Raw genomic sequence first — 15,427 nt, forward strand, 5'->3', positions numbered from 1 at the left:
GCCGTGTCTTCGAACCGGCGGTGTGCGGCCGTCGGCCGGGCAGAGAGGCGTCAGCGTGCCGGAACCCGACAATCCCGTCGACATGGGAGCGGCCCTGCTGCGGCTGCGCCGGACCAGTGGGCTGCCCGTCGCCTTCGGCGGGCTGCTCTCGGACACCCGTCATGCACGGATCGCGGAGCTGAACGGGGCGCAGACCGGCGCCCTGCGCGGGCTCGTCATCTCGGCGGGCAGCGGCCTGGGCGGGAAGTCGATCGCCCTGTCCCGGCCGTGCGCGGTCACCGACTACCGCGCCTCCCGTCACATCAGCCACGAGTACGACATGGCGGTGGCGGCGGAGGGGCTGCGCTCCGTGGTCGCGGTGCCCGTGGTCGTACGGCGCAAGGTACGCGGCCTGCTGTACGGGGCGCTGCGCGAGCCGGTCACGCTCGGGGACCGCGCGTTCGACGCGGCGGTGGCGGCGGCCCGCGACGTGGAGCAGGCCCTGGTCGTCCGGGACGAGGTGCAGCGGCTCCTGGCCGTCACGCGGGAGCAGCTCACCGACGCCGGGTCCGCGGCCCCGGGGGCGTGGGAGGACGTCCGCGAGGCCCATCGCGAGCTGCGCACCCTGGTCCCGAAGGTCGTCGACCCCGCGCTGCGCGAGGAGTTGCTCGCGGTGTGCGGACGACTCGCCTCGGCGGCCGGGGCCGGATCGGGGGCGGGCGCCGGGAAGCCGCGGCGGTGCGAGGTGCGGCTGGCGCCGCGCGAACTGGACGTGCTCGCGTGCGTGGCCGCGGGCACGACGAACGCGGTGGCGGCGGAGCGGCTGGGGCTGCGGCCGGAGACGGTGAAGGGGTATCTGCGTTCGGCGATGCGCAAGCTGGGAGCGCACACGCGCCTGGAGGCGGTGGTGGCGGCGCGGCGCGCGGGGCTGCTGCCGTGAGGCCCGCCCGGTCCGCGCGACCGGGGCGGCACGTCGTCCGGGCCGGGTGGAGGGCGGGTTCCGCCGGGGCGGGGTGAGCGGTACGCCGCCGGAACCGGACGCGGCAGACACGCCCGGGGCCGGGGTCTCCCCCCGGTCCGTGCGGCCCGCCATGCCGGAGGGGCGCGGGACCGGGGATCGCGGGTCGGCCGCCCGCATCATGAGCGGGTGATCAGTGTCCTGTTCGCCGTCCTGACCGCACTCACCAACGGCGCGGCCTCCGTCCTCCAGCGCCGGGCCGCGCGCACCGTCCCCGACAGCGAGGCGATGCGGCTGTCGCTGATCGGGCACCTGCTGCGCCGTCGGACCTGGCTCGCCGGGATCGGTCTGGTGATCGTCGCGGCCGTCTGCCAGGCCGTGGCCCTGGCCACCGGGCCGATCGCCGTGGTCCAGCCGATCTTCGTGATCGAGCTGCCGGCCGCGCTGCTGATGGCGGGATTCGTCATGCGGGTCCGGCTGCCCGCCTCGCTCTGGTACGCGGTGGCGGCCATGACCCTGGGGCTGGCCCTGGGCATGATCTCGGCGGCGCCGCAGGGCGACGGCGCCGCGGTTCGGGGAGCGGTCTGGATTCCGGCGCTGTTCCTGACCGGGCTCTTCGAGGCGGCGCTGATCGGTACGGCGCTCGGCGTCCGCGGCAACGCCCGGGGCGCGCTGCTCGGTCTCGCCGCCGCGTGCGGGTACGCCCTCACGGCCGCGCTCATGAAGGACGCCATGGCGCGGCTCCAGGGTGGGGGCGGGGCGGTGGCGCTGCTGGCGTCCTGGCAGCTGTACGCCACCGCCGCGGCGGGGGTGGGCGCGCTGTTCCTGCTCCAGAACGCGCTCCAGGCGGGCATGCTGGTCGCGGTCCAGCCGCCGCTGACCCTGGGTGACGCACTGATCAGCGTGCTGTACGGGGTGACGCTGTTCGACGAGCGACTGCGCACCGGGTGGTGGCTGGTGCCGGAACTGGTCGCAGTCGGTCTGATCACGGTGGGCAGCATCGTGCTGGCCCGCTCCCCGCTGGCCTCGGGGGCCGCGCCGGAACCGCGCCGACTCCGGTGAGCGGGCGGCGCGATTCCCGGACCGGGTCGCGCCGCGCGACCGCCGGGGCTATTCTCCCGTCGAGCCATGTGTGGCGACGGGCGAGGGGCCCGGTTCTTTTTTGGGGGTTGGTGTGGTTTCTGGTCGCGTGGTGCGATTCGACAGCGCTCGGGGGTACGGCTTCATCGCGCCCGATCACGGCGGTGAGGACGTCTTCCTGCATGTGAACGACATGATGATCCCGGAGTCCTATGTGCACACGGGCACTCTGGTCGAGTTCGAGATCGAGGACGGTGACCGCGGGCTGAAGGCGTCGTCCGTCCGGCTCGCCGAGGGGCCCGACGGCAAGCCGCTGACCCCTCCGAGGCCGACCGTCTCTCACGCGGGGTCGGCGGACGACGACGCTCTGTGCGACGTGCTCAGTTCGGCCGCGTTCACCAGGGAGGTGACCGACACCCTGCTGGAGTCGGCGCCGACGCTGACGGGTGCCCAGATCCTCCAGGTCCGGGGCGCGTTGCTCCAGTTCGCCAAGAACCACGGCTGGACCGAGGGCTGACCGGGGCCCGCGTGCCGGTCCCGGCCCGCTGCCGGTGACCCGTCCCGTGCCGCACGGGCCCGGACGGGGCCCGTTCCCCGGGCGGGCCCGTGCGGGTCAGGCGCTCGTCTCGCGCACCACCAGCGGCGTGCCGAGGACCTGGTGTCCGCCGCTGGCCAGCATGCGCACCTCTCCCCGGTCGCTGATCTCCGCGCGTACGATCCCGGTCTCGTCCTCGTAGATCGGGTACCCGCCCGCGCCCGAGTGCTCGGTGCGCCGGACGGTCACCGTGTCGTCCTCCACGGCTGACGACTGAAACACCAGCTCGTAACTCTCCGGGTAATCCATGGCGGCTCTCCCGACACCGATGGGGCAGGACATGGCCCGCCTGTCACACGTCCATCGTCCCTCGGACCGGCCGTCCGCGCCCAGGGGGCGAACGGCTGCGGACTCCTGCCGGGGCCACTTATCCTGTACCCATAAGGACGCTTCGGCGGTCTTGAGGCGCTTATTACTTATATGCCGCAGGCGCGCACGTTTGCCTGCGACCCGATCCGCCCGAGTCATGTGTCCGGCGCGCAGGGCCGGGGTCCCGGAACCGGGAAGGGACAGACCATGAAGGACGCCGAGATGGGGGACGATGTCTACCAGCCCCAGCAGCCGGAGGCATCCGACCTCCCCGAGCAGCTCGACATCGAGGACACCCTCGACAACCGCGGGCTGACCGACCTGCTCGACGAGGGCTACTCCCCGCCCGAGCGACCGTGGGCGGTGGAGGACGTGGGCACCACGGCCGCCGAGCAGCACAGCGGCGAGCCCCTGGAGAGCCGTCTGGCCCGGGAGCTCCCCGACATCACCGCGGTCGACGGCGACGGCATGGGGGATCTCTCCGACAGTGACGGCGAGCTCTGGGACGGGGAGGTCGGCGACGTACGCGCCGGACGTCTCACCCGGGAACTGGACATCGACGAGCCGGACACCCTGGCGGCCGAGGACGTCGGAATCGACGGGGCCGGGGCATCGGCCGAGGAAGCGGCCGTGCACGTGGTGCCGGACAACCAGTTCTGAGCTCCGAGCGGAGACCGGCTCCGGGCCGGCCCCGGACGCCCGGAGGCGGACGGGGACCCGGACGGCCCGCACGGTCACGGCATCGCGCACGGTCACGGCACCGCATCGCACTCGCGGCATCCCCACTTCGCGCACGGCCTCGCCGTCGTGCGCTTCGGCCGGCACGCGGCCCGAGCGCCCTCGCCGTCCTCACTCCGGCTCGTCGAGGAATCTCCCGCCCTCCAGCAGGGTCTTGAGCGTCGAGAGGATCACCACCCAGCCGCTGCTGACGCCCTCCAGCATCCTGCTGTCCGGACTGTCGAAGCCGTCGTGGGTGAGCGTCAGCTTGATGCCCATCTCGGGCTCCTCGGCGGGCTCGATGGCGAAGGCGACCTTCGACCGTTCACGGACGGCCTTCTCCCACTCCTCGTCCGAGGCGAAGTCGAACATCTGACGGTGCATGGGCTGCAGGGTGTGCCAGGTGTAGGAGAGCCGCCTGCCGGGCTCCGCCGCCAGGACGCGCTGCCCGACCTCCTCGAACTCGCCGTCCGGGTCCATCTTCCAGCGGACCGGCGCGCCGACCTCCCAGGTCGAGTCCGGGCCGTATCCACCCATGTAGATCTTGATGGACTCGGGGTCGGTCAGCGCCTGGTAGAGCTTCTCCGCCGTGGTCTGGATGTAGATGACGTAGACGAATTCGGGCTTGTCCATAACTGTTTCCTTCCGGGCCTGTTCCTTCCGGGCCTGTTCCTTCCGGGGTGCGTTCAGGGGGCGGCGCGGTCGGGCGGCGTTCGTAGTGGTCGTTCCGGCGGTCGGTGACCTCCTGGACCGGGGCCCGGGTCGAGGTGGCGCGGCGTCCGCCGCCCCGGCGCACGTCGGTGGCCGGCCGCGCCGCCCTCCGGCACCGCCTTGTGCTCGCTCGCGGGCCCGTCGGGGCGCGCCCCGGCCCACGGCACCTGCGCGGCCCGCCGACCGTTCGGAGTGCGCGCCGGGCGGGATCCGCGAGCCTTGCATGTCGCGTCCACCGCCCTCGTCGCACCCACAGCCGCCCGCCCGCGTTCCCGCCCACTCCCCTCCCACCGTAGGCAACCATCCGGCCGCACGCCGGGCGCGACCCGCCCCTGCGCTTCCACGACGTCGTCAAGGATGTACGGGCCGCCGACGTGCTCACCACCGCCATCCGCACCAACCTGTCCGCCCGGATCTGCCACCGCGTCGACACCGTCGAGGACTTCCTCCACCTCTTCCCCGACGGCCGGGACCTGGACATCACCGCCGCCGACCGCACCATGCCCCAAGGCGTGTCCATCGCCTCCGTCGGCGACATGCGCACCTCCGTCCGGCTGCGCTCGTTCTACCTGCCCACCGAAGCCTGCTGGCAGATCAACGACCTCATGTGCGCCGAAGGGCTCAAGATCCGCGAACTGCCCGACCTCGTCGACCTGGACAAGGCCGCGTGACCGCCTCCGGATACCGCTTCGCAGTGATCCCCGGCAAGGGCGTGTAGTCGCCAAACCCTCGCCCCTGCCGGGGCCTCCCTCCCCAACCCATCCGCAGCACGCGTGTGCCGCAGAGCAGAGAGGTCCCGCCAGCATGCCACCGCACGACCCCACCGCCACAATCCCCCGCCCCGAAACGGCCACGGCCGCGCTGCCCACGTTCACTGGGTACCGCGACCTGCTCGGCCTGGTACGGCAGCTGTCCTCCCTTGGCGGCTGCTCCCAGCCGATCCGGCTCGAAGACCAGCGCACCGAGATCGACGCCTTCACCGGCGAGATCCTGCGCGAACTGAAGTCCAAGGACCTGCCCGCCGGACACCTCCTGGTCCGCTGCGGCAACCGCCGCACCACCCGCTGCCCCTCCTGCGCCGAGCTCTTCCGCCAGGACACCTACCACCTCATCGCCGCCGGCCTGCGCGGCGGCAAGAACATCCCCGAACAGGTCGCCACCCACCCCCGCGTCTTCGCCACCCTCACCGCGCCCTCATACGGACCCGTCCACGGCCGACGCGTGGGCGGCTCCGCCCGCTGCCGCTGCGGACGCACCCACACCAAGGGCGACCCGCTCCTCGGCACCCCGCTCGACCCCGAGCGGTACGACTACACCGGCGCCGTGCTGTGGAACGCCCACGCCCCGGCCCTGTGGGCCCGCTTCATGCTCCACCTGCGTCGCACCATCGCCGCCGCAGCCGGTTTCCCGCAACGACTGCTCTCCAAGGTCGTCCGGGTCTCGTACGCCAAGGTCGCCGAGTACCAGCAGCGCGGACTGATCCACTTCCACGCCGTCATCCGCCTCGACGGCCCCGCAGGCCCCCACACCCCGCCACCCGCCTGGGCCACGCCCGAACTCCTCGCCGATGCCATCCGGATCGCGGCCACGTGCGCCCACATCGACGGACCGGAGATCAACGGCCGCGCCCGCTCCTTCGGCTTCGGTGAGCAGGTCGACATCAGGATCATCCGGTCCACCGCCTTCCGGGCCGGGACCACGATCACCGAGGGCAAGGTCGCCGGATACGTCGCCAAGTACGCCACCAAGGGCACCGAAGCCGCGACCGGCACCCTCGACCGCCGGCTGAAGAGGATCACCGACCTCTGGTTCGAGTCCGTACCCGAGCACGCCGCCCGGATGATCCGCACCGCCTGGGCCCTCGGCAGCCGAGACGACCTCAAGCACCTGAACCTGCGCAAGTGGGCCCACATGCTCGGCTTCCGCGGCCACTTCTCCACCAAGACCCGCGCCTACTCCACCACCCTCGGCGCCCTCCGGGCCGCCCGAGCCGCCTGGCACCGCCGCCACACCCCTCTGCCCTCCCCGACCACCCTCGTCCTCGCCCACTGGGCCTATGACGGCACCGGCCTCACCCCCGACCTCGAACGCCTCGCCGCACTCATCCACGGCGGCCCGACACGCGAACAGGGAGTGACAGCCGGTGCGTGACGACGAACTCCTCACCGTCCCCGAGGCGATGGCCCGACTCAAGATCGGCCGCTCCGCCCTCTACGACCTCCTGCGCACCCGCCGCCTCGCCTCGCTGACCATCGGCCGCGCCCGCCGCATCCCCACCCACGCCCTGGACGACTACACCAGCGCCACCTGGAAGAAGCCGCCCGATGACCGCCCCCAAGCGCAAGAAGGCCCGCGCCAACGGCGAAGGCACCATCTACCAGCGCAAGGACGGCCGCTGGGAAGCCGCCAGCTACGTCCTCGCCGCCAACGGCACCCGCAAACGCGTCCGCGTCTACGGCACCACCCGGAGAGAAGCCGCCGACAAACTCGCCGAGAAGATCGCAGACAGCAACCGCGGACTGCCCGTCGCCACCGCCGACAGCACCGTCGGCGACTACCTCACCTACTGGCTCGACAGCGTCGCCGTCCACCGGCTTCGGGAGAACACCCACACCCGCTACGCGGCCTGTGTCCGCCTCCACCTCGTCCCCGGCCTCGGCACCAAGAAGGTCGCGCGCCTCACCGCCAAAGACGTCCGCACCTTCCTCGACCGCCTCCGCACCACCTGCCAGTGCTGCGCCCAGGGACTCGACGCTGTGCGGAAGAGGTGCTGCGCGGTCGGCGAGTGCTGCCAGAAGCGGTTGTCCGCTTTGACCGTGACCTACGTGCACTCGGTGCTCAAATCGGCGCTGGAACACGCCGTCCGCGAAGACGAACTGCCCCGGAACGTCGCGCGCAACGTCAAGACGACCACGCACCAGCCCAGGCGCTTCCGTCCGCTCACCGCAGCCGAGGCCCGCCAGTTCCTCGACGCGGCCCGCGCCGACCGGCTCCACGCGCTGTACGAAATCGCCCTCCGCACCGGACTCCGCAAGGGCGAACTACTCGGCCTCCACTGGGAAGACCTCGACCTCACCACCGGAACGGCCAGCATCCGGCACTCGCTCCAGCGCACTCACACAGGCGGCCTCACGCATCTGCCCACCAAGACCCGGGCGTCCGAGCGTCGTATCGCGCTCCCGACCGAATGCCTCAACTCCCTCAAGGAGCACAGAGGACGGCAGGACAAGGAGCGAGAGACAGCAGGATCGGACTGGAGCGACAGCGGGCTCGTATTCACCACGCCGACTGGCCGGCCTCTCGACCCTGCCAACCTCACCCGCCGCTTCCGCACCTTCCTCGACAGGGCCACACTCCGACGCATCCGCTTCCACGACCTACGGCACTCGACCGCGACCCTGCTCCTGGAACAGGGCGTCGACCTCGTCGTCATCAAGGAGCTGTTGGGCCACGCCCACATCGGCGTCACCGCCAGCGTCTACGCACACGTAAGGCTCCGCCTCCAACGCCAGGCCATCGACACTCTCGGCAACGCCCTCGGCCAGACCGACGACGAACCGGAAGACCCACCCGCTGCAGCCGTCGTCCGCTGACGTTGCCGTCAAATGAGTATGAGGCCCCACCGGAATCGCCCGGTGGGGCCTCATGTATTACTCGCTCAATTGGGGCATCTGCTTGCAGCGTTAGCCTTGACCACGACCTATCAGTTGATCAGCGGCGACTCCCTCGCTCTTCACCGCGAACCACCCTCCGCTTGCCTCTTCCAGAGTCCCAGAGGAAACCATGAGACGGCACTCTCGGGTCAATTCCTCGGCGGTGCTCACTGGCGCAACTCCTCGACTCAGGGAGAACCTTTCGATCCGCCATGCGTCAAATACGGGAGTCCCATTGGCGAGGAAATCGACATCGACTTCATGTCCGTCGACCGAAACAAACAGGCAGCCATTACCGTGCACCGAGTATTCGATCCCGTTCGCGAGTTCTCCATCCTTCGGCAACTGGCCTGCACGTACACGCCTCAGGATTGATGCCAGGCTCGACCCCAGGTCAGGGAGATTTTGCAGGACCTCGGATTGGACGCGAGCGAGAGCCTTGACGTATTCCGCCACCTCGACGGACGCATTACTCATTACCTGTACCCCGGCCTCTTGTGACGGTTCACGAGTTTATCGGGCCCCACTTCAGCCCATGCGGTAGTCACTTCGTCAATACCGCCCGAGTAGCGAGCCAGCAGTTCCTCTTCAGGAACCACCTGATACGGGACCTCAATCCCCGCCCGCTTCGCCGCCGCGACACGGTGATGCCCGTCCAGAATGTACAGCTCACCGTTATTCTGCGCCACCTTGATCGGATCCCCCTGCCAGCCTCCTTCCTTCATGGAAGCCGTCAGATTATCCACGTTCCGCTTAGATGCATTGCCGGACAATGCCTCGGTCCGCTTGAGGCTGTAGGGATCAGCCGTTCCGCAATTGTGAACGAGGACCGGAATTGCCCCCGCCAGCACATAGTACGCGTGGACGTCATCGATGGTCAGGTCGTGTGTGCGCTGACGCTCTGTGAAGAACCGCAGGCTCTTCACGGGGTAGGTTTTGCCCTCCGGGGTCTGAAGCAGCATGCCTGGCTTCAGATCGCCGGCGTCTACGAAACGATGCTCGTTCGCCACCCAGAACGGGTGGGTGACCGTCGCGACAAGCGAGGCGTCGCCGTCGGGTGTGGCGACAGTGAGGTCGACGAACTCCTTGTCGTCCTCGGTGACGATGGTGCCGACGACCTTGCGGGTGAGCTTCTTACCGGTCTTCGGGTCTGTCGTGACAACTGTGTCGCCCAGTGCGACGTCTTCGATGTTCTTGCGTTTGCCGTCGGCCAGCTCCACTTGCGTGCCTGGAAGGAAGCTGTGACAGTCGCCCGCGAGTTTCGACTTCGCCGCGGCCCAGGCACCCTTGGCCTTTTCATACGCCTTGGATGCCTTCCACATCTCCTGGGCGCCGTCGACCAAGTCGGCTACCAGACCGGTGACCTGCTTGATCACCTGGTAGGCCTTGTTCCACTCCCATTTTGCGCCGTACTTCGCCAGGAACTTTCCGGCGAGGCCACCTGCGAAGCTGCCGGCGACATTCAGCGCCGTTTCGCCGCAGGCGCCCAGGTCGCCGCTGGAGAAGCAGTCCAGGGCCGCGGTGACGCCCAGCTCGTCCATGACGATCTTGGTGATCGCCTTGGCGGTCTGCTTGATGCGGTGCTTGGAACCGCTGAGGTTGCTCTCCGCCCTGTCCAGGTTGTCCTTGGCGTCATTGGCCTGCTGCTGATGTTTCGTTTCGCCGGTCTTGACGCGAAGGCCAGTGCAACTGCTGGGGTGCTGCTGGCAGTACGCCCGCTCGTCCGGGTCGTACAGACCCGTGGGGTCACTCGCCGAGACAGGACGGTTGTGCGCGTACGCGTACGCGTTCAGCTGCTGGGGATCGCTGGTGTCCACCACCGGGTCGGGCGAGATGAACTTGCCGAGGAAGGAGTCGTACTCCCGCGCCCCGATCGTCGTCAGGCCCGTGGAGGCATCGATCGTGCCGCCCACGAAGCCCTTCTCGCCCGGCCAGGCGCCCTGCCCGGGCTGGGTACCGCGGTTGTTTCCGTACGGGTCGAAGCGGCGCTGGGTGATGGCCCCTGTCGTCGCGTCGATCGACAGCTCGCCGGTGCCGTGGTGGTCCGCGGCGAGGAAGAAGAGCTTCTTGGTGTCGTCACGGACCGCGATCGTGGAGTCGCCGTACCTGTAGTAGCGGGTGGCCTTGACCGTCGACGAGCCGGTGTCGAGGCGGAGTTCGGTACCGGGCAGGTAGATCGTGGTGCCCGAGGGGTCCTTGCGCTGGATCCGGCCGCCGTCGGCGTCGTAGAGGTAGCTGGTCTGCGATGCCTCGTTCTTGTCGGGGGTCGTGACGTCGTCGGGCCGGCTGTTCTTGATCACCTTGCCCGTGGCGTCGTACTCCAGGGTCTGGGTGTTGCCTCCGATGGTGCGGGTTTCGGTGTTGCCCGCAGCGTCGTAGGTGTACGCGTACTCACGGTCTCCGGTCGGAGTGTTCTCGACAACCTTGGACACCTGGTGCGTGCCCGGCTTGTAGGTCAGGCTGCGCTTGGTGTCCTTGGCGGCGTCCAGGCCGGTGTCGTGCACCGTCTCGGACAGCCGGTCGCCGACCTCGTCGAAGGTGTACGAGTTCCAGTAGGCCGCCGGGCCACCGAGTGCGGAGCTGCCGGGTGTGCCGCTGCATGCGGCCGGGCGCGCGCCCTCGAGCGGGGTCTGGCTTCCGACGGTGCCGGACGCCTTGGCGCCGTCCTTGGTGGTCGCCGGGGTCCAGGCCTCTGTCATCCGGTACTGGTAGTCGTAGGTGAAGCACTGCAGGTCGGGAGTCCCGGTGCCCGCGGTGTCCGCGACCGAGAGGATGTTGCCGATCTGGTCGTAGGAGTAGTTCGATTCCTTGGCCGGCCCGGTGGTGGAGCCCGCGACATCGACCACGGAGCGGGTCAGCCGGTCGGTGCCCGTCTCGTAGTCGAAGGTCTGCCAGGTCTTCTTGCCGCCATTTGACAGTTCCAACTGCTGCAGGAGGCTGCGTCCCGACCAGATGGTGTTGGTGACATACGGCGTGTCGCCGGTCATCGTCGTCATGCGCTGCAGGTCGTCGTACCCGTAGACGAGTGCCTCGGCGCCAAGACCGCCGACCGCGGGGAGTCCGTCGCTCTGCTTGGTGCCCTCGCGGTTGTACGTGGCGGTGAAGGTGTAGAGACCGGCCAGTGCTCCTTGGGAGGCGGGGACCGAGTAGGCCGTCTTCAGCGGACGGTAGAAGTCGTCCATGGACTGCACGATCGTGGCGAAGTACTCGGTGCCGCTGATGTAGCGCAGCGAGGCGTATTCCTTGCCCAGCCAGCCGGCCTTGTCGTAGCGCCGTTCGGTGAGCTTTGTGCCGGTGGTCGGGGCGCCGTCCCAGGTCGTCACGGTGCGGCCGAGCTTGTCGTAGACCGTGGAAATGATCTCGTTGCGGCTGTCTGTGGACGAGAGGACCCGGTCCGCGTCGTCGTAGGTGGTCTTCGTCGTTCCGGTGTCCGGGTCCTGCGCCTCGGTCCGCCGGCCTCGCTGGTCGTACGTGTATGTCCAGATGTTGCCCTTGGCGTCGGTCAGCTGCTTCAGCTGGCCCGCTGCCGTGTACGCGTACGTGGTGGTGTCGTAGCCCGAGGGCGGGCCTCCCGTGACAGGCGAGGCGCCCTTGTAGTGACGCATTTCCGTGGTCTGGCCACGGGCGTTCGTCAGGGTCGTCGTCGGCGTGCCGCCGACCGGCGGGTCGATGTGGGTGCGGTCGCCGCCGTGGGTGTACGTGGTACGCCACTGCTCGGCGCCCGCGACCGCGAAGATCTCCGCGGTGGTGCGGCCCAGACCGTCGTACTCGTACTGGGTCTGCGCGCCGACCTCGCCGTTGCGCACGATCAGCAGTTCGTCCGAGGGCCCCCCGGACGCGTTGTACGTGGCGTTGGTCTTGAGGATCTTGCCGGTGGCGTCGTAGAAGGTGTCGGCGACCAGGCGGGTGCCACCGGGGCCTTCGGTCTGCTTCTGGCGGGGCCTCAACAGTCCGTCGTACAGCTCGTACTCGCTGCCGTACGAACCGCTCTCCTCGACCTTCTCCGTCTTGACTGCGACGACCTTGTCCCGGCGCACGTTGTACGAGTACTTGATGCTCGGGGTCTGTCTCTTGGCGCGGTCCGGCAGCCAGACCGAGACCAGCCGGCCGAGGCCGTCGAAGGCGAGGTCGGTGCGCTCGCCGTTCGCATCGGTCTGACCGGTGGACTGGCCCCAGGCCGCGGCGAAGTCACTGGTCGTGACGTGCCCGAGCGCGTTGGTCACCTTCGTCTGCGCGATGAGGCCGTTGACATCGGTGTACGCGGTCTTGGTCTCCGCGCCGACAGCGTCGGTCTGCGAGGTGGGGCGGCCGAAGGCGTCGTATGCCGTGGTGCCTGTCACCTGATAGGTCGCGGTGGTGCCGTCGTGCGATTTGAGTCGCTCGGTCGTCGTCGCGTTGCCCTTGGTGGGCGCGGCGCCAAAGGCCCCGCCGTCGTACGAGGTGCGCTCGTCGGAGATGACCTGACTCGTGCGGTCGGGCGTCACGGAGCACTGGACGGCGACGGTCTCGATCCGTGATGTCAGCTCCAGCATGTTCGCCGCGGTGTTGTCCGCGTAGTACGTGCGGGTGCACGTGTCGTCGGCGGTGGTGGAGAGGTCACCGAGGTCCTCGGACTCGATCACGCGGCCGGTGCCGTTGGACGTGTCGTACTTGGTGTTCGCCTCGGTCTCGCGGCGGCCGTCACCGCCCTCGGTGACGGTGTAGCCGCGCACCTTGGTCGTCTTGGTGATCGACGCCTTGGTGGTGCCCCAGGTGTTGGTGTCCGTCGCGGTGAAGTACCGCGCGGGGGTGTTGATCGACTTGGAGACGAGCGTGTCGCCGTCGTAGGTCGCGGCCTCCAGCTCCTGACCGGTGAACTCCTTGTGGTCCGGGTACTTGGTGCCTTCGGAGTCGGTCACCTCCGCACTGCGCGTACCGCCTGCGGGGTCCTTGTCCCCGTCCATTCCCTGGAAGTACGTGTAGTCGACACGGGTGGTCTGCTTGTTCTCGGCGCCGCCGGTCACCTTTACCTTGCCGTAGCCCTGCCAGCCGCCCCACGTGAGGTACTTGTCCTCGGTGATGCCGTCCGGCTCGGCCTTCCGCCAGGCGGCCGGGCCCTGGTAGTCGTACCTCGTCACCAGCTTGTCGCCGCCGCCGGTGCGGTCGGTCTCGATGACTTCCGCGACGACGTACTTGTGGAACCAGTCCGTGATCGGGTCGATGTGGCCCGGCGGGGACCACTTGACCGGGTAGCAGCGCTTGGTCGACTCACCCGGCTTCGGCAGCGCGGCCTTGGTGCAATGGGTGGGCGCGTAGTTGACGTCCAGCTGGGCGCCCGTCTCGCTCAGAACCGCGGCGAGCCGGAAGCGGTGGAAAGGGGCGATGTTGTCGCCGATCGCGTCCACGCGGTTGGCGAGCTGTATGCCGTAGAGCTCCAGCGAGGGAAGCTTGGCGACGGTGCCGACGCGGCCCTCGTGGTCGATCTTGGACAGCCACAGCGTCTTGGAGTCGTCGCCGTTGTCGGTGAACAGGTGGGTGAAGGTCCAGGCGTCCACGTCCTGGTACGTCGTGTCGTCCTTGCGGATCTGTGTGGTGACGCCGGCCAGCCGCTTGCGGGTCCAGAACGACGGCGCCACCTGCGAGGCGGTGCACTTGGTGCTCGCGGCGCAGTACCGGTCCATCGGGACGTCCGGCCAGTGAGCGGCGTTCGCCTTCTTGAAGTCGGCCGCCGCGCAGGTGAAGGTGTCGGTCGGCAGGCAGCGCTCTTGGGTGTTGAAGACGACCCGGGCGGGTGCCTTGGCGGCGTACACCTGGCCGTCGCGCTGGCCGTAGTCGATGCGCTTCAGGTAGCCGCCGGCATGGTAGGCGGTGCCGTTGACGTCCGTCTTGCCGTTCAGCGCGTAGTGGTTGGTCTCCCGTTCGTAGAAGTACGAAAGGGCGTTGCCCTGCGGGTCCTTGACGTAGTCGAGGCTCCAACGCCAGGCCTGGTTGCAGTGGGCGCTGGTGAAGGTGGCGTTGTAGCAGGGCTCGCCGGAGTCGTCGCCGAAGACCGGGGTGGTCCAGACCGAGGCGGTCTCCTCGTTCCCCGTGTCCCAGCCGGGCAGCCGGTTCTTGCCGAAGTAGTACTCGGTGCCGTCGGTCGTGGTGATCTTCCAGTACTCACCGTCGTTGTCGCCGTTGGTGGCGCCGGTGAGCTTCTCCACCTTGGCGCCGTCGTCGGCGGCGAGGTGCCACTTGCCGTCGGTGTCGTCCTTGACCAGCTCCGTCGACATGCCGTTCAGCAGGATGGTGGCGTTGTCGAACGCCCAGCACTGCTCGGCGGAGCCGGAGTGGCCGTCGTCGGAGCATGCCTTGTAGCGGCGCTCGATGTAGCCCGGCTCGTAGCTGAAGCCCTCACCGATCCAGGAGCCCTGGTTGTTGGTGTCGGCGGTGCGGCCGTCGGCGGACTGGGACGAGTAGGCGAGGCCGACCGTGGGCGTGAGGCCGCCGGGGGTCGGGGGCGTACGCAGCGGGTACGACCAGGAGAAGCCGCCCGAGGAGTTCGCGACGGTCCAGCTCGCGGACTTCGACAGCGGAGTGGCCGAGTAGTTGCCCTGCGAGGAGGAGTCGCCTGCGGCCAGGGCGACCAGCGAATCGCCCGTCACGGCCATGGTCGAGGCACCGGAGGCGGCCGGAGCGGCGGTGACGTCCGCGGAGACCGTGTGGTCCTTCGCGTTGTTCACCGTCGGCAGCGCCTCGGGCAGTTCGGGACAGGCCTTGCTGCCCGGCTCGGCGACCGCGGCGCAGGCCGGCAGCCGTACGAGGCGCAGCCGGGCCCCGTAGTTGCCGCCGTAGCCGTCGTCGAACGCCGAATAGTCCACGTTCAGACGGACCTTGGCCGCCTGCTCGCCTTCATCCGCCCGCCGCACACGCAGCAGTGCGTCGGCACCGAGCTTGGCGGCGCGCTTCGGGTCCAGAAGGTCGATCTTGACCTCGCCCGGGGCCGTACTCGCCTTCCCCGCAGTGGACTTGGCCTTGGCGGAGGTCTTCGGCGCAGTGACGGAGAGCGGCAGGCCGCCGGCCTCGACCTCGGTGGGGCTCTTCGCCCCGGCGGCCGACACGGTGATGTCGGCGCTGCCCTGACCGGGCCAGACGGCCTTGTCGAGCTGGGTCACGGCTGCCTTGCGGGCGGGGTCGGCCGGTCGGCCCTTGACTGTGCCCGCCGTACCGTCGACCGGGTCACCGAGATCCTGGACGCCGGGTCGGCCCTGGCCCTTGCTGTCGGCGTAGGCCACGGCCTGAAGGGTGGACGCCGTCAGCGCCAGCGTCAGGCCGAGCACGGTTGTGCTGAGGATTCGTCTTGGTATGCGCCGATCAAGCAATCGGCCACGTAGATACATCAATGCACTCCATGTAGCGAGGTCTCAATGGGCAAAGTGAGCAGCAAAAGAAGTCGCGGGTGTGCCG

The 15,427-nt window shown here is 69.2% G+C and carries 11 protein-coding genes and 1 pseudogene; 8 read left to right on the forward strand and 4 right to left on the reverse strand.

Annotated elements, in window-relative coordinates:
* The first annotated feature begins 55 nt into the window (after nt 1–55).
* The 3 genes from ACFYXM_RS25820 to ACFYXM_RS25830 all read left to right on the forward strand — a co-directional run bounded on the left by ACFYXM_RS25820 (nt 56) and on the right by ACFYXM_RS25830 (nt 2,534).
* Nucleotides 56–919, forward strand: a complete 864-nt coding sequence (locus ACFYXM_RS25820) for a response regulator transcription factor (RefSeq protein ID WP_389292748.1) — start codon at nt 56–58, stop codon at nt 917–919.
* A gap of 207 nt (nt 920–1,126) precedes the next feature.
* Nucleotides 1,127–1,999: a DMT family transporter gene (locus ACFYXM_RS25825; RefSeq protein ID WP_389292750.1), complete on the forward strand. Its 873-nt coding sequence runs from the start codon at nt 1,127–1,129 to the stop codon at nt 1,997–1,999.
* Nucleotides 2,000–2,111: 112 nt separating this feature from the next.
* A complete protein-coding gene (locus ACFYXM_RS25830; protein ID WP_389292752.1) occupies nt 2,112–2,534 on the forward strand; it encodes a cold-shock protein in 423 nt (140 codons plus the stop codon).
* A gap of 96 nt (nt 2,535–2,630) precedes the next feature.
* Here the strand turns inward: ACFYXM_RS25830 and ACFYXM_RS25835 are convergent, their stop codons facing one another.
* Complete coding sequence (locus tag ACFYXM_RS25835) at nt 2,631–2,861, reverse strand: DUF6296 family protein (RefSeq protein WP_389292754.1); 231 nt, start codon at nt 2,859–2,861, stop codon at nt 2,631–2,633.
* A 267-nt stretch (nt 2,862–3,128) separates the two neighbouring features.
* On the opposite strand from ACFYXM_RS25835, the gene ACFYXM_RS25840 reads away from it, so the two are divergent.
* Nucleotides 3,129–3,581, forward strand: coding sequence for a DUF5709 domain-containing protein (locus ACFYXM_RS25840; protein WP_389292756.1), 453 nt, complete (start codon nt 3,129–3,131; stop codon nt 3,579–3,581).
* 189 nt (nt 3,582–3,770) lie between these two features.
* Here ACFYXM_RS25840 and ACFYXM_RS25845 read toward each other — a convergent pair whose 3' ends face one another.
* Nucleotides 3,771–4,271, reverse strand: coding sequence for an SRPBCC family protein (locus ACFYXM_RS25845; RefSeq protein ID WP_389292758.1), 501 nt, complete (start codon nt 4,269–4,271; stop codon nt 3,771–3,773).
* A 452-nt stretch (nt 4,272–4,723) separates the two neighbouring features.
* On the opposite strand from ACFYXM_RS25845, the gene ACFYXM_RS25850 reads away from it, so the two are divergent.
* The 4 genes and pseudogenes from ACFYXM_RS25850 (at nt 4,724) to ACFYXM_RS25865 (ending at nt 7,942) form a co-directional block, all read left to right on the forward strand.
* Nucleotides 4,724–5,020 (forward strand): hypothetical protein, encoded by a 297-nt coding sequence (locus ACFYXM_RS25850; protein ID WP_389292760.1) that lies wholly within the window; start codon nt 4,724–4,726, stop codon nt 5,018–5,020.
* Nucleotides 5,021–5,153: 133 nt separating this feature from the next.
* Complete coding sequence (locus ACFYXM_RS25855) at nt 5,154–6,500, forward strand: replication initiator (RefSeq protein ID WP_389292762.1); 1,347 nt, start codon at nt 5,154–5,156, stop codon at nt 6,498–6,500.
* A pseudogene (locus tag ACFYXM_RS25860) lies at nt 6,493–6,677 on the forward strand (helix-turn-helix domain-containing protein). Before ACFYXM_RS25855 ends, ACFYXM_RS25860 begins: the two are co-directional and overlap by 8 nt.
* Complete coding sequence (locus ACFYXM_RS25865; protein WP_389292764.1) at nt 6,674–7,942, forward strand: tyrosine-type recombinase/integrase; 1,269 nt, start codon at nt 6,674–6,676, stop codon at nt 7,940–7,942. The pseudogene ACFYXM_RS25860 and the gene ACFYXM_RS25865 overlap by 4 nt, the downstream one beginning before the upstream one ends.
* Nucleotides 7,943–8,032: 90 nt before the next feature.
* Here ACFYXM_RS25865 and ACFYXM_RS25870 read toward each other — a convergent pair whose 3' ends face one another.
* Both ACFYXM_RS25870 and ACFYXM_RS25875 read right to left on the reverse strand, forming a co-directional pair.
* Nucleotides 8,033–8,479 carry a DUF6896 domain-containing protein gene (locus ACFYXM_RS25870; RefSeq protein WP_389292766.1) on the reverse strand — a complete coding sequence of 149 codons (447 nt, stop codon included), beginning with the start codon at nt 8,477–8,479 and terminating at the stop codon, nt 8,033–8,035.
* On the reverse strand, nt 8,479–15,300 hold the full coding sequence (locus ACFYXM_RS25875) for an RHS repeat-associated core domain-containing protein (RefSeq protein ID WP_389292768.1): 6,822 nt from the start codon (nt 15,298–15,300) through the stop codon (nt 8,479–8,481). Before ACFYXM_RS25875 ends, ACFYXM_RS25870 begins: the two co-directional genes overlap by 1 nt.
* Nucleotides 15,301–15,427: the final 127 nt, after the last annotated feature.

The sequence above is a fragment of the Streptomyces sp. NPDC002476 genome (assembly GCF_042889785.1).
Lineage (GTDB): Bacteria > Actinomycetota > Actinomycetes > Streptomycetales > Streptomycetaceae > Streptomyces.